The 13321-nt window shown below is 65.3% G+C and carries 13 protein-coding genes; 6 read left to right on the top strand and 7 right to left on the bottom strand.

Features of this window, described 5'->3' with window-relative positions:
- Window positions 1-14: 14 nt before the first annotated feature.
- Window positions 15-836 (bottom strand): hypothetical protein, encoded by an 822-nt coding sequence (locus K2U94_RS04455; protein WP_243066055.1) that lies wholly within the window; start codon window positions 834-836, stop codon window positions 15-17.
- A 238-nt stretch (window positions 837-1074) separates the two neighbouring features.
- Between K2U94_RS04455 and K2U94_RS04450 the strand changes: the two genes are divergently transcribed.
- On the top strand, window positions 1075-3153 hold the full coding sequence (locus K2U94_RS04450; RefSeq protein ID WP_425332503.1) for an ATP-dependent helicase: 2079 nt from the start codon (window positions 1075-1077) through the stop codon (window positions 3151-3153).
- A 12-nt stretch (window positions 3154-3165) separates the two neighbouring features.
- On the opposite strand, the gene K2U94_RS04445 is transcribed toward K2U94_RS04450, so the two are convergent.
- The 5 genes from K2U94_RS04445 to gap all read right to left on the bottom strand — a co-directional run bounded on the left by K2U94_RS04445 (window position 3166) and on the right by gap (window position 8311).
- Window positions 3166-4083, bottom strand: coding sequence for a tetratricopeptide repeat protein (locus tag K2U94_RS04445; protein WP_243066053.1), 918 nt, complete (start codon window positions 4081-4083; stop codon window positions 3166-3168).
- Entirely contained in the window at window positions 4080-4715 is a 636-nt protein-coding gene (locus K2U94_RS04440; protein ID WP_243066052.1) for a thiamine phosphate synthase, read from the bottom strand. Before K2U94_RS04440 ends, K2U94_RS04445 begins: the two co-directional genes overlap by 4 nt.
- A 173-nt stretch (window positions 4716-4888) precedes the next feature.
- The gene (gene fba, locus K2U94_RS04435) at window positions 4889-5956 is read right to left on the bottom strand and encodes a class II fructose-bisphosphate aldolase (RefSeq protein ID WP_243066051.1); all 1068 of its coding nucleotides are present in this window, start codon (window positions 5954-5956) and stop codon (window positions 4889-4891) included.
- Window positions 5957-6046: 90 nt separating this feature from the next.
- The gene (locus K2U94_RS04430; RefSeq protein ID WP_243066050.1) at window positions 6047-7240 is read right to left on the bottom strand and encodes a phosphoglycerate kinase; all 1194 of its coding nucleotides are present in this window, start codon (window positions 7238-7240) and stop codon (window positions 6047-6049) included.
- 63 nt (window positions 7241-7303) lie between these two features.
- Window positions 7304-8311 carry a type I glyceraldehyde-3-phosphate dehydrogenase gene (gene gap, locus K2U94_RS04425; protein WP_243066049.1) on the bottom strand — a complete coding sequence of 336 codons (1008 nt, stop codon included), beginning with the start codon at window positions 8309-8311 and terminating at the stop codon, window positions 7304-7306.
- 393 nt (window positions 8312-8704) lie between these two features.
- On the opposite strand from gap, the gene K2U94_RS04420 reads away from it, so the two are divergent.
- Together K2U94_RS04420 and K2U94_RS04415 are read left to right on the top strand one after the other, a co-directional pair.
- The gene (locus tag K2U94_RS04420) at window positions 8705-9127 is read left to right on the top strand and encodes a DUF4164 family protein (protein WP_243066048.1); all 423 of its coding nucleotides are present in this window, start codon (window positions 8705-8707) and stop codon (window positions 9125-9127) included.
- On the top strand, window positions 9128-9493 hold the full coding sequence (locus K2U94_RS04415) for a cell division protein ZapA (protein WP_243066047.1): 366 nt from the start codon (window positions 9128-9130) through the stop codon (window positions 9491-9493).
- A 9-nt stretch (window positions 9494-9502) separates the two neighbouring features.
- Here the strand turns inward: K2U94_RS04415 and K2U94_RS20505 are convergent, their stop codons facing one another.
- Window positions 9503-10234 (bottom strand): helix-turn-helix transcriptional regulator, encoded by a 732-nt coding sequence (locus K2U94_RS20505; RefSeq protein WP_272884843.1) that lies wholly within the window; start codon window positions 10232-10234, stop codon window positions 9503-9505.
- A 215-nt stretch (window positions 10235-10449) separates the two neighbouring features.
- On the opposite strand from K2U94_RS20505, the gene K2U94_RS04400 reads away from it, so the two are divergent.
- The 3 genes from K2U94_RS04400 (at window position 10450) to K2U94_RS04390 (ending at window position 13303) form a co-directional block, all read left to right on the top strand.
- The gene (locus K2U94_RS04400; RefSeq protein WP_243066046.1) at window positions 10450-11583 is read left to right on the top strand and encodes an E22 family MetX-like putative esterase; all 1134 of its coding nucleotides are present in this window, start codon (window positions 10450-10452) and stop codon (window positions 11581-11583) included.
- 63 nt (window positions 11584-11646) lie between these two features.
- On the top strand, window positions 11647-12102 hold the full coding sequence (locus tag K2U94_RS04395) for a hypothetical protein (protein WP_243066045.1): 456 nt from the start codon (window positions 11647-11649) through the stop codon (window positions 12100-12102).
- A gap of 85 nt (window positions 12103-12187) precedes the next feature.
- A complete protein-coding gene (locus tag K2U94_RS04390) occupies window positions 12188-13303 on the top strand; it encodes an acyltransferase family protein (RefSeq protein ID WP_243066044.1) in 1116 nt (371 codons plus the stop codon).
- The last annotated feature ends 18 nt before the right edge of the window (window positions 13304-13321 follow it).

Below are 13321 nucleotides of genomic sequence, written 5' to 3'. Positions count from 1 at the left end.
CCGCTCTTGCCGGCTCAGACCAGGCCCTTGAGCTTGACCGGCTCCCAACCGTTCACTTCCATCTGCGCCGCCAGCAGGACCGCGCGGGCGACGGCCTGTTCGTTCGCGCCGACGTCCGAAAAGGGCGTCCGTGGATCGAGCGCGACCTCGGCCAGCTTTTCCTCCCGCGCGACGACGGCGCCCGGCCGGCGCAGGCCGATCAACCGCCCGGCGCGCGGCGCGACGATGGGCGTCGCCCCGACATGGCCGAGAAGATCGCCTTTGCCGATCCTCGCCCCGATGTCGCGCGCGGCGCGGAAGCGTCCGTCGTGCGGCGCGAGGGACAGGCCCGCGGAATGGAAGCCGATCTCCGCCCGGGAGGCGTCGGCGGGCGCGCTTCCCTTGCGGATCACGGCGCCCGGATCGAGCCCTTCGGTCGCTATGACAAGATCGCAATCCTCTCCCGCGACCGGTCCCGATCCGAGACCCATGCGCAGGGGCGCGTTGAATTTCCCATCCTGCGCGCCGCCGCTTTCGCCTGCCGCATCCAAGACAATGTCCCAGGGCCAGCGCTCGACCGTGCTGGCGACCCGATGGGTCAGGACGGGGATGAAATTCTGCTGGCGCATTCCCGCCAGGAATTCGTCGGCGCGTCCGGTTACGCGCGCCTCGACGCCGTCGAGAACGGCGTCGCCATCCGACCACGCGTCAGCGAAGGACATTTTCCGGCGCAGGACCTTCGGGTCGCCGGACTGATGCATGGCCACCGCATTGCCGGCGAGGAACAGCAGCCGCGCCGCCGCGGAAGCCAGGGGTCCCAGCCCCAGAACCAGAATGGAGATTTGCTCGCTTATCATGGTGATCGCCGCCTCCGCAACCGTTCGCGACCCGATCGAACCGCGAGCGACTTACAATCGCATGGTTTCGCGGCGCTTTCGCGATCAATTCCGCGTGCCCTTTCGCACGCCGCTCAGGCGCCCATGCATGATAAGCAAAAAACCTGCCGCGATTGACGCCCCCCGGGCTCAATCCGCCACCGGCGCGAGCCGGACGCTTCCTGCGCCTTTGCGTTCGTAATATGTTCAGGCAAGCGCGATGCGATTCGCGGGATCGGAGAAGAAAGTGAGCGCCGCCGCTTTTCTCGGCAAACTCAACGAAGCGCAGCGCCAGGCCGCCGAAGGCGCGGCGGACAGGCCATTGCTGATCATCGCCGGCGCGGGCTCCGGCAAGACCAATACGCTCGCCCATCGCGTCGCCTTTCTGATCGCCTCGGGCGCCGATCCGCGCCGCATTCTGCTGATGACTTTTTCACGCCGCGCGGCGACCGAAATGTGCGGTCGCGTCCGCCGCATCTGCGCCGAGGCGCTGGGCGGCAAGGCCGGAGCCTTGACCGACGCCCTCCACTGGGCCGGCACCTTCCATTCCATCGGCGCCCGGCTATTGCGCGAATATGCGCCGCTGATCGGCCTCGACCCGGATTTCACCATCCACGACCGTGAGGACAGCGCCGACCTCATCAATCTCGCGCGCCACGACCTCGGCTTGTCCAAAACCGAGAAGCGCTTCCCGACCAAGGCGACCTGCCTCGCCATCTATTCCCGCGCCGTCAATGCGCAAGCGCCGCTCGACGAGGTGTTGGCGAGGCATTTCCCCTGGTGCGCGGGCTGGAGCGATGAACTGCGCGCGCTGTTCGCGTCTTATGTGGAGGCCAAACAGGCGCAAAACGTGCTCGATTACGACGATCTGCTGCTTTATTGGGCGCAGATGGCCGCGGAACCGACGCTCGGAAGCGAATTGGGCGCGCGTTTCGACCATGTGCTGGTCGACGAATATCAGGACACCAACCGCCTCCAGGCCGCGATATTGCTCGGCCTCAAGCCCGACGGGCGCGGCCTGACGGTCGTCGGCGACGACGCCCAGTCGATCTATTCCTTCCGCGCGGCGGAAGTGCGCAACATTCTCGATTTTCCTTCGAAATTCTCGCCGCCGGCCGAAATCGTCACCCTGGAGCGCAATTACCGCTCGACCCGGTCGATTCTCGCCGCCGCCAATGGCGTGATCGCTTACGCCAAAGAGCGCTTCACCAAGAACCTATGGACCGACCGCCTCTCGGCCGAGCTTCCCGCCCAGGTCGTGGTCGCTGACGAAGCAAGCCAGGCGTCTTATATCGTCGAACAGGTGCTGGAGGCGCGCGAGGCCGGCGAAAAGCTCAAAAGCCAGGCGGTTCTGTTCCGCGCCGCCCACCACAGCGGCCCGCTCGAAGTCGAATTGACCCGGCGCAACATTCCTTTCGTCAAATTTGGCGGCCTGAAATTTCTCGATAGCGCCCATGTCAAGGATTTGCTGGCTCTTTTGCGCTTTGCCCAGAATCCGCGCGACCGGGTCGCCGGTTTCCGCCTGCTCCAGCTTCTTCCGGGCGTCGGCCCCTCGACCGCCCGGCGCGCGCTCGACGAAATCGGCGGGGAAAGCGAGCCGCTCGCGGCGCTGGCCGCTTTGCCGGCGCCGGCCAAATCGGGCGATCACTGGCCGGATTTCGTCGCCGCGATGACGGATATCGGCCGGCGCCAATCCGGCTGGCCAGCGGAAATCGCCCGCGCCCGCGCCTGGTATGAGCCGCATCTCGAACGTCTGCACGAGGATTTCGCCACCCGCCAGATCGACCTCGTCCAGCTCGAACAGATCGCCGCGACCTATCCCTCGCGCGAGCGTTTCCTGACCGAATTGACGCTCGACCCGCCCCAGGCGACCAGCGGCGAGGCCGGCCCTCCGCTGGTCGACGAGGACTTTCTGATCCTTTCGACCATCCATTCCGCCAAGGGGCAGGAATGGAAATCGGTATTCTTGCTCAATGTGGTCGACGGCTGCATCCCCTCCGACCTCGCGACCGGAACCAGCGCCGAAATCGAGGAAGAGCGCCGCCTGCTTTATGTCGCGATGACCCGCGCCCGCGACCGTCTCCATCTGATGATCCCGCAGCGCTTCTTCACCCATGGCCAGCATGCGCGCGGCGACCGCCACGTCTATGCCGCGCGCAGCCGTTTTCTGCCCGACGAACTCACGCCTTTGTTCAAAAAAGTCGCCTGGCCCCGGATCGCCGCGGAGGGCGCTGCTTCCGGCCCCCGGCCCCAGCTTCGCGTCGATCTCGGCGCGCGCATGCGCGGCATGTGGCGCTGAACGCGGCAGGGATCATTTGCCCAGATAGGACCTGATCTCCTGCTCCACTTTCTTGCGCTCGTCCGGCGTCAGCTTGTTGGTCTGGGCGTCGAGCCAGGAATCGCGCAAGCCCGCCGCGGCGGAAAGAATCGCCCATTTCGCGCCCTCGATGCGATTCTGTTTCAGGCCGCGACCGGCGAAATACATGCGCGCGACACGGTTTTGCGCGATGGCGTTGTTGCGGTTGGCGGCGCGCAACAGCCAATTCGCTCCGCTCGCCTCGTCGGCCGGAACGCCGTCGCCATTGAAAAGAGCGATGCCATATTCGACTTCCGCCGCGAGGAAACCTTCTTCCGCCCCGCGCTTGAGCCATTCCGTCGCCCGGGTCCGATCCTTCTCGACGCCCTTGCCCTCGCGATAAAGCAAAGCGAGCGCGTAAGCGGCGTCGGGAAAGCCGAGTTCGGCCGAGTGGCGGAAGTCCGCCGCGGCTTTCGGGAAATCGGAGGCGACGCCATTGCCTTCGAGCGCCATGACCCCGAGATTGAACCAGGCGCCGGCGTGATCCTGCGCGGCGGCCTTTTCGAGCCAGAAGGCCGCCTTGGCCACGTCCTTGGTCTCGCCCTTGCCGGTAAAATAAGCATTGCCGAGCGAATATTCGGCGTTCCTGTCGCCCTGTTCGGCGCTAAGCTTGTACCAATTCATGGCCTCGGCGACATTTTGCGGCGCCCCGACGCCCTGTTCGAACAATTCAGCGATGAGGGTCATCGCCGCCCCGTCATGGGGATCAGCCTGAACGCGCTTCATCGCCTCCTCGAAGGCGGTGCGGTAATAGCCGCGCTGATAGGCGCCATAGGCGAGATCGGGCTCACCCGGCGCGAGGCGCGCGTAAGACGGGCCGGCGACGAGAACGGCGGCGACGGCCAGCGCCAGGCGGACGAGCCGGCGCCTCACGCCTTGGCCTCCACGCGGTCGAGCGCCGCCTGGGCCTCAGCGACGGCGGCGGCAATCCCGCGCGGATCGGCAAAGAATTTCGGCCCCAGCGCGACGAATTCCGCTCCCGAGCGCGCCAAAGTCTCGACATCCGCCGTCTCATGGGCGACCGCGACGCAGGGAACGTTGAAAAGTTCAGCCCACCAGGACGCGCGCTCGGCGGTCGCGGCGGCGCTGTCGGCGCCGGGATCGAGCGCGCCGAACATCAGATAATCGGCGTCGCTCTCGCCCGCCAGCATCGCCTCGTCGCGGCTGGCCAGCGCGCCGATTCCGACGATGCGTTCGGGCTTGAGGCTTTCGAGGGCCGCAGCGAAATTGTCGCCAAATCCCTCGACATGGACGCCGTCGGCGCCCGCGCGCGCCGCGAGGGCGGCGTCGTCAGGCACCAGCAAAGCCGCGCCGGCGCCCTGGACCATCGGCGCGAGCGCCTTGACGATTTTCTTGCGCGCGCCCTCGTCGAGAATCGCGAAGCGCAGCAGCACGCAGGCGACGTCGCCCGCGCCCAAAGCGGCCTCCACGGCCGGGGCGACGGCGTCGGCCTCGGCGGCCGGCGGCGTGATGAGATAGAGGCGCGGTTTGATGAAATCGTTCATGAACTCGGCAATACAGCACGACGCCTGGACATCGGCGCCTCCGCTCCCCGCATAGGGCGCCCACCTTTCGACGGACCATGCGGGGAGAGGGAATGAGAGGCGTGTCGAATTTTGACGGCAAAAATGGGGCCACGGACGCCGCAGCCCCATCGAAACCGGAAATCCGGCGCCGATCAGGCGGCCTTGGGCTCCAGTTCGCCCGAGGCATAGCGCTTGGCCATTTCGGCAAGCGTGTAAACTTTCTTGATCTTCGAGGCCTGGCCGGCCGTGCCGAATTCTTCGAGGCGCTGGCGGCAGATCCGGGTCATGGCCTCGGTCGCCGGCTTGAGATATTTGCGCGGATCGAATTCGGCCGGCTGCTCGGCGAACACCTTGCGGATCGCGCCGGTGATCGCCATGCGGTTGTCGGTGTCGATATTGATCTTGCGCACGCCATGCTTGATGCCGCGCTGGATTTCCTCGACCGGCACGCCCCAGGTCTGCGGCATCTTGCCGCCATAGGCGTTGATGATGTCCTGCAATTCCTGCGGCACCGAGGACGAGCCGTGCATGACCATATGCAGGCCCGGCATTTTCTGATGGATTTCCTCAATGACATTCATCGCCAGAATGGCGCCGTCGGGCTTGCGCGAGAACTTATATGCTCCATGCGAGGTGCCCATGGCGATGGCGAGGGCGTCCACCCTGGTTTCCTTGACGAATTTCACCGCGTCGTCGGGATTGGTGACGAGCTGGTCGTGCGACAGACTGCCCTCGAAACCGTGGCCGTCTTCCTTCTCGCCCATGCCGGTTTCGAGCGAGCCGAGCACGCCGAACTCGCCCTCGACCGATATGCCGCCAAGATGGGCCATGTCGGCGACATATTTGGTGACATTGACGTTATAGTCCCAGTCGCCGGGCGTCTTGGCGTCCTCTTTCAGCGAGCCGTCCATCATCACCGAGGTGAAGCCCGCCTGCATGGCGGAGAAACAGGTCGCCGGGCTGTTGCCATGGTCCTGATGCACACAGACCGGGATCTGCGGATAGATTTCGACCAAAGCGTCCATCATGTGCTTGAGCATGACGTCATTGGCGTATTGGCGGGCGCCGCGCGAGGCCTGGATGATGACCGGCGCATCGAGCGCCGAAGCCGCGGCCATGATGGCCAGAGCCTGCTCCATATTATTGATATTGAAGGCCGGCACGCCATAATCATGTTCGGCGGCGTGGTCGAGCAACTGGCGAAGCGTGATGCGGGCCATGTTTCCGTCCTTGTGAAAATTTCCGTCCTTGTGAAAAAAGACTTGCGCCCGCGCTTCCGGCGGGCCGGAAGCGCGGGACATCGCTCGATGTCAGGCGCGAAGAGCCTCGACGCCCGGCAGAACCTTGCCTTCCATCCATTCGAGGAAGGCGCCGCCCGCAGTCGATACATAAGTGAATTTTTCGGCGACGCCAGCATGATTGAGCGCCGCCACCGTATCGCCGCCGCCGGCGACCGACAACAGCTTGCCTTCGCCCGTCAGGCGCGCGGCGAAACGGGCGACGGCATTGGTCGCGGCGTCGAAGGGCTCCAGTTCGAAGGCGCCGAAGGGGCCGTTCCACACCAGGGTCTTGCAGGCGGTGAGGACGCTCTCGACTTCCGAGACCGATTTCGGCCCGGCGTCGAGAATCATATCGGCGTCGCCGACATGATCGACGCTGATCACATGGGACGGCGCATGGGCCTTGAACTCCTGCGCCACGACGGCGTCGACCGGCAGCACGATCTGGCATTTGTTTTCGGCCGCCGTCTTCAGAATTTCGCGCGCGGTGTCGAGCAGGTCGTGCTCGCACAGCGACTTGCCGACCTTCTTGCCCTGGGCGGCGAGAAAGGTGTTGGCCATGCCGCCGCCGATGATCAGGAAATCGACCTTTTTCGTAAGGTTGCCGAGCAGCTCCAGCTTGGTCGAGACCTTGGCGCCGCCGACCACCGCCGCCACCGGGCGGGCCGGATTTTCGAGCGCCTTGGACAGGGCTTCGATTTCCGCCTGCATCGTCCGGCCGGCATAGGCCGGCAACTTTTTCGCCACGCCTTCGGTCGAGGCGTGGGCGCGATGGGCGGCGGAAAAGGCGTCGTTGACATAGACGTCGCCGAGTTCGGCGAGCGCGTCCACGATCGCCGGATCGTTCTTCTCCTCGCCCTTGTGGAACCGGGTGTTTTCGAGCAGCAGAATGTCGCCGTCAGCCATCTTGACGATGGCGGCCGCGGCCGGGGCGCCGATGCAGTCATTGGCGAAGGCGACCGGCTTGCCGAGGCGCTCGGCCAGGGCGGCGGCGACGGGCTTCAGCGAATTGGCTTCGTCGGGACCGTTCTTGGGGCGCCCGAAATGGGCAAGCAGGATGACCTTGCCGCCCTTGCCGGAAATTTCGTTCAAGGTCGGCAGGATGCGGTCGATGCGGGTGGCGTCGCTCACCTTGCCGTTTTCCATCGGCACGTTGAGATCGACGCGGACAAGCACGCGCTTGCCCTTGAGTTCGGCGGAATCGAGGGTGCGGAAGGCGGACATGGCGGCCTCTGGCGAAAAAGACGAAAAAAAGGCGCGCTTCTCGTGAAGCGCGCCCGGGTTCGTTCAGATCAGTTTGGCCATCGCGACGGCCGTGTCGGCCATGCGATTCGAGAAGCCCCATTCATTGTCGTACCAGGACAGGACGGAGACGAAGGTTCCGTCCATGACCTTGGTCTGATCCATGTGGAAGATCGACGAATGCGGGTCGTGGTTGAAGTCCACCGAGACGTTCTTGTCGGTGGTGTAGCCCAGGATGCCCTTGAGCGGGCCTTCGGCCGCCGCCTTGATCGCTGCGTTGACCTCGTCCCTGGAGGTCGCGCGCTTGGCGATGAACTTGAGATCGACCACCGAGACATTCGGGGTCGGCACGCGCAAGGCGAAGCCGTCGAGCTTGCCATTGAGTTCTGGAAGGACGAGGCCGACCGCCTTGGCGGCGCCGGTCGAGGTCGGGATCATCGACAGAGCGGCGGCGCGGCCGCGGTAGAGGTCCTTATGGTACGTGTCCAGCGTCGGCTGGTCGCCGGTATAGGAATGGATGGTCGTCATCATGCCCTTTTCGATGCCGATGACGTCATTCAGCGCCTTGGCGACCGGGGAGAGGCAATTGGTGGTGCAGGAGGCGTTGGAGACGACCATATGATCCTTGGTCAGCTTGTCGTGGTTCACGCCATAGACGACGGTGAGATCGGCGCCGTCGGAGGGCGCGGAGACCAGGACGCGCTTGGCGCCCGCATGCAAAAGGGTCGCCGCCTTGTCGCGGGCGGTGAAGATGCCGGTGCATTCCATGGCGACGTCGACGCCGAGTTCAGCCAAAGGCAGGGCGGAAGGGTCCTTGATCGCCGTGACCTTGATCGGGCCGGTTCCGACGTCGATCGTGTCGCCCTCGACCTTGACCACGCCAGGGAAGCGGCCATGGACCGAATCATAGCGCATCAGGTGAGCGTTGGTTTCGACCGAGCCAAGGTCGTTCAGTCCGACGACCTGAATGTCGGTGCGGCCGGATTCGACGATGGCGCGCAGGACATTGCGGCCGATGCGGCCAAAACCGTTAATAAAGACCTTAACTGCCATTTCGATGCGCTCCTTGGTTCGTTCCATCCAAAAAAGACGGCGTTTTTGTCGCTCCCCCAAATTCCGGCATATTTTTGTCGCCGGATTTCGTAGGTGACCCTTTAATCTGTTTCCCGCCGCCAACGCAACTACGCGCAAGCCGAATCTGCGACCTTCGTATTATATTCCTGGCGACATCCAGGCTTCGCGGACGGGCGCCGCGGCGCCGCGCTGGCGATTTCGCGCCGAATGTGGCGATTTGCCGCGGAGGCGGACGAAACGGGCGCGGAAAGGACGGCGCCCGGCCCCGCTTCTTTTCCTGTGGTCTTAGCCGTCAGGGTCTTGGCGGCGCGCGGGACAATGATAGATTGTAACGATCGTCCGTTCTCCTGGCGCGCGAGTGAAAGCATCCCTTTGTCCCCGACGCTGAACGAACAGACACCGCCCGACGCCGCTCCCGATCAGGCGGTCGGACGCGGCGATGGCGCAAGCGGGCAGGATCGATACGACGCCGCGCGCCGGCGGCTGCGCGCGGCGTTCGACGCGCTCGACGCCGCCATCAGCCGGCAGGCGGAGCGCGCCGGCGAACAGGCGGATCAGTTCGCGGAATATTCGGCGCTGCAGGACGACCGTTCGCGGCTCGCGATCGAGCTCGACGCCGCGGCCCGGCGCGCGCGGGCGCTGGAGGCCGCCAATGGCGAGGCGTCGCGACGGATCGAGCGCGCCGCGGCGGCCGTCCGCGCCATAATCGCGGATTCTTCCCACCAATCCCGCGATCCTTCGGCGGACGCCGGAGAGAGCGAGCCAGATTCATCCACGTCCTTCGGGGAGGCGTGAATGGCCCAGGCCGTCGTCACCATTGCGGGCCGGACCTATCGCATGAATTGCGACGAGGGCGAGGAGCCGCATATCGAAGGCCTCGCCCAGATCGTGGACGCCAAAATCGCGGAGCTGCGCGGCGCCTTCGGCGAGATCGGCGACCAGCGCATCACGGTCATGGCCGCGCTGACCATCGCCGACGAACTGGTCAGCGCCCGGAAACAGCTCGCGGCCGGGAATGAGGCGGCGGCGCGGGCGCGGGCGGAAGCCGAAGAATTGCGCCGCCGCGAGGCGGAATGGGCGGAGCGGGCCGCCGAGGCGCTCAACGAGGCGGCCGAACAGGTCGAGACGGCCGCGCGCGCCCTCGGCGACGAGAAGAGCTGACGGCGCGCGTCAAGCCTCGCCGTCCGGCACGGCGCCGATCCGCGTCGCGTCGATCTGGGCGAGCATCGCGATCGCCCGGGCGCGATTATAGACCTTCAGCTTGCGCAAAATCTCGCCGACATGGGCCTTGACGGTTGTCTCGCTGATGCCGAGCCGATGCGCGATCACCTTGTTCGGCAGGCCTTGCGCCAGCAACTCCAGCACGCCTTTCTGCCGCGCGGTCAGCCGGTCGAGGCGCGTGAACAGATTGTCGTCCTTTTCCGCCGGCCCGCGATCTGCCGGCGTGGGCGGCGCCGTCATCGCGGTGGCGATCTTGCGCGCCGAGAGGAAGAATTCCTGGAGCCGTTCGCTCACCGACTCGCCCTGGCGGCGCGCCAGAGCGATCTGGCGCCTCGCCAACTCGCCGGGCGTCTGCGCCGCGCTCAGCGCCTCGAACAATTCGACCGTCGCGAGGGCGCTTTCGTGCAGCGAGCGCAACGCCCGCAACTGGAGATCGTGGAGTTCCGCCGCGACCTTCACATTCCGGCTTTCCGCCGTCTCCGCCGCCTCTTCGACGGCTGTCTGCAACAGGTCGAAGACCATGCGCGTCTGGCGCGCGAACAGGCTGTCCACGCCATTGGTTTCGGATATCGGCGCAGAGGGCCCGGAAAGGTCGTCCGCGGCGCGTTCCTCGTCCGCCGCCGGCGTTTCGCACGGCGCGAAACTCTCAGGCTGCCCTTGGGGTTCCTTGTAGCTCGCCATAGATTGATCCTGCAATGAACGGAAAGGACGGCGTTTGTTGCGCCGCAGCACGCTTCCACATTTCTATGTTGCAATGCAGCAAATCTTCTCGCGGGGCCATTGTACTTTCGACCCTCTCAAAAAGCCGTCTTCGAAAATTGCGAGACTGGCTTTCCGCGCGCCTGAAAAAGATATAGTGCGGCCTGCGCCGAAACGAAGGAGGATCGGAGAAAATCATGGCGGAACAGCTTTTTACTACCAAGCAACGCTTCGAACTGTCCGAATTGCGCACCGTCGGCGGCGCGACCATCCGCAATGTCGCCATCGGCTACGAGACTTACGGCGCCCTGAACGCGGCGCGCGACAACGCCATTCTGGTCGCGCATTATTTTTCCGGCACAAGCCATGCCGCCGGCCGCTATCGGCCGGAAGACCCCCTGCCCGGCTATTGGGACGCGATCATCGGGCCGGGCAAGGCGGTGGACACCAATCGTTATTTCGTCATTTCCTCGGACACGCTGGTCAATCTCAACGCCAACGACCCGGATGTCATTTCCACCGGACCGGCCAGCCGCGATCCGGCGACCGGAAAACCCTATGGCCTGAGCTTCCCGGCGGTCGCCATCGCCGATTTCGTCCGCGCGCAAAAGGCGCTGGTCGAATCGCTTGGCGTCACGCGGCTGCGCGCGGTGATGGGCCCGTCGATGGGCGGGCTTCAGACTTTCGAATGGGCAGCCTCCTATCCCGAAGCCGTCGAGCGCATCATCCCGGCGATTTCGACGCCCCATTTCACCGGCTGGCTTACGGCCTGGCTGTCGATCTGGACCCAGCCGATCCGGCTCGACCCGAACTGGCGCGGCGGCGCCTTTTACGACGGCGCGCCGCCGAGCGCGGGGCTTGAGGCCGCGATGCGGGCGATGACCCTGCACGCCCTGCAAAGCGCCTGGGCCGACGGCGCAGGCGGCCGCGCATTGGCGGCGGGCGCCAATTCCGCCGACATCGCCGCCCTGCCCTTCGCCATCGAGAAGACCCTCGAAGAGGCCGTCCGGGCGCGATCGCCGTTCGGCGACGCCAATCACATGCTTTATCTCGCGCGCGCCAACCAGACCTTTATTCCCGGCGCTGGGGCCGGCGCGCGAAGCGTCGCCGAGGGGGTGGCGCGAATCAAGGCGCCGACCCTGCTGATCCACGCGCCCGACGATCTGGTTTTCCTCCCCGAATGGGTCGAGACGACGGAAGCGGCCTTGCGCAGCCAGGGCGTGGCGGTCGAAACCGCTAAGCTTTCCGGCCCATACGGCCATTACAACGGCGTCATGCAGATCGCCCAGGCCGCCGACCGGATCGCCGATTTCCTCGCGCGCCCGATTTAGGGCATAGTCCGCGGCCGGACCGGGACGGGCCCGAGGCGAAGGTTCGAGCAGACCAGTTTCACCATGGCCAAGAAGACCAAGACCCCCAAAAACGCGGCGCCCGCACGGCCCAAGCAACGTTGGGCCAGCAGCCTGAGCCTCACCATGCCGCTCTCGCGGGCGCGCAAGCTCGCGGGCGACCTCTACGAGGCGGCGAGCCTCGCGCTTTGGGCCGAGGCGATCGACGGCGCGGCCGAAACGAAAAAAGCCGACCTCGTCCGCCTTCAGGACTCGATCTGCGACGCCGCCGATTTCCTCCGCGAGGCGCGGGCGACCAATCCCCGCCATCTCCAATTGTTCCTGGTGGCCTGCTTCGACCGTGATGGCCTGCCCACCACGGAGCCCCGCTTCGTCACCGCGGCGAGCGAAGCGGAGGCGATCGCGATCTGGCGCGAGGCCTTCAAGGGCGAATTCGGCCGCAAACGTCCGCAGGCCCGGCCGGCGCCGGCGCTGGCCGCCGCGCCCGGCCTGCACGATTGAACCGGCCCGCCAGCCAGCCAAGCTTGCCGATGCGAACAAGAATTTTTATGACCTTGGCGATGGAGCCGAAGGGAGCCGCCAGAATATGATTCTTTTGGGGCAAGCGCGTGGACGGGACAATAATTTCGACCTGATCCGCATCGCCGCGGCCTTCGTCGTTCTTTTCGTCCACAGCCAGGCTCTTTCCGGCGGCGGCGGATTCGCGAATCTGGCGGGCGTCCGCGATTTCACCATTGGCGCCGTCGCCGTCGACGTCTTTTTCTTCACCAGCGGCTTTCTGGTCGCCGGCAGCCTGATTTCCCGCGCCAATATTTTCGAATTCGCCTGGGCGCGCGCCTTACGCGTGTTTCCCGGCCTGTGGCTGATGATGATCGTCACCGTGACCGTTCTCGGCCTGTTCGTCGGGCCCTTGCCGGCGACGGAATTTTTCTCGTCGCCAATCACCCGCGACTATCTCCGGCACGGCGCGACCCTGATTAATGGCGTCAAATTCTATCTTCCCGGCCTGTTCCTGACCAATCCCTATCCCGGCGTGGTCAATGGATCGCTTTGGACCCTGCCGGTCGAATGGCGGCTTTACGAATATCTGGCCGCCGGATGGGTCGTGCTGGCGCTGAAGCCCGCATGGCGGATTCCCTTCTTCCGCTATGCGACGCCCGCCGTCGCCCTGGCTTTGGCTTTTGTCGTCACGCGCGCCTTTTTCCACAATGGCGCGCGGGCGGGCGCGCTGGTCCCGCAAGCGATGTTCTTTTATGGCGCCGCCCTGCAGATGTGGCGCGCCCGGATCAAGCTGTCCTATTTCCGGTTCGGCCTCATCCTCGCCGCGCTCGGCGTCGCCGCCTTGAACAGCGGCGCCTTTTTCCTCGTCTATCTGGCGGCGCTCGGCCCGCTCACGCTCCATTTCGCTTATCTGTTCGGCGGCCCGATCCGCGCCTATAACCGCCTCGGCGATTATTCCTATGGCCTCTACATATACGCCTTTCCGATCCAGCAGAGCCTCGTCGCCGCCATTCCGGGCGTCACCGCGATGCAACTCAATCTCTATGCCTCGGCCCTCGCGCTGACCTGCGCGGTTCTGTCGTGGCATCTGGTTGAAAGGCGCGCCCTGAACTGGAAAGCCGTTCCGGCCGAGGCGACCGAGCGGCTTTTCGAACGGCTCCGCGGCGGCTTTGCCGGTTGGCGCGCCCGCAGCACGGCGTAAGCCGACTTTGGCGCCGCG

The organism is Candidatus Rhodoblastus alkanivorans, assembly GCF_022760755.1.
GTDB classification, from domain to species: Bacteria; Pseudomonadota; Alphaproteobacteria; order Rhizobiales; family Beijerinckiaceae; genus Rhodoblastus; species Rhodoblastus alkanivorans.
Note: the sequence above shows the minus strand (reverse complement) of the source record. Positions and strands in the feature narration are given on the sequence as shown.

Bases quoted from the DNA above. Each gene is read 5' to 3' on its own strand.
- K2U94_RS20505 (WP_272884843.1), bottom strand. From the start codon at position 10,234: ATGGCGAGCTACAAGGAACCCCAAGGGCAGCCTGAGAGTTTCGCGCCG.
- K2U94_RS04390 (WP_243066044.1), top strand. From the start codon at position 12,188: ATGATTCTTTTGGGGCAAGCGCGTGGACGGGACAATAATTTCGACCTG.
- K2U94_RS04400 (WP_243066046.1), top strand. From the start codon at position 10,450: ATGGCGGAACAGCTTTTTACTACCAAGCAACGCTTCGAACTGTCCGAA.
- K2U94_RS04430 (WP_243066050.1), bottom strand. From the start codon at position 7,240: ATGTCCGCCTTCCGCACCCTCGATTCCGCCGAACTCAAGGGCAAGCGC.
- K2U94_RS04415 (WP_243066047.1), top strand. From the start codon at position 9,128: ATGGCCCAGGCCGTCGTCACCATTGCGGGCCGGACCTATCGCATGAAT.
- gap (WP_243066049.1), bottom strand. From the start codon at position 8,311: ATGGCAGTTAAGGTCTTTATTAACGGTTTTGGCCGCATCGGCCGCAAT.
- K2U94_RS04440 (WP_243066052.1), bottom strand. From the start codon at position 4,715: ATGAACGATTTCATCAAACCGCGCCTCTATCTCATCACGCCGCCGGCC.
- K2U94_RS04455 (WP_243066055.1), bottom strand. From the start codon at position 836: ATGATAAGCGAGCAAATCTCCATTCTGGTTCTGGGGCTGGGACCCCTG.
- fba (WP_243066051.1), bottom strand. From the start codon at position 5,956: ATGGCCCGCATCACGCTTCGCCAGTTGCTCGACCACGCCGCCGAACAT.
- K2U94_RS04450 (WP_425332503.1), top strand. From the start codon at position 1,075: ATGCGATTCGCGGGATCGGAGAAGAAAGTGAGCGCCGCCGCTTTTCTC.
- K2U94_RS04395 (WP_243066045.1), top strand. From the start codon at position 11,647: ATGGCCAAGAAGACCAAGACCCCCAAAAACGCGGCGCCCGCACGGCCC.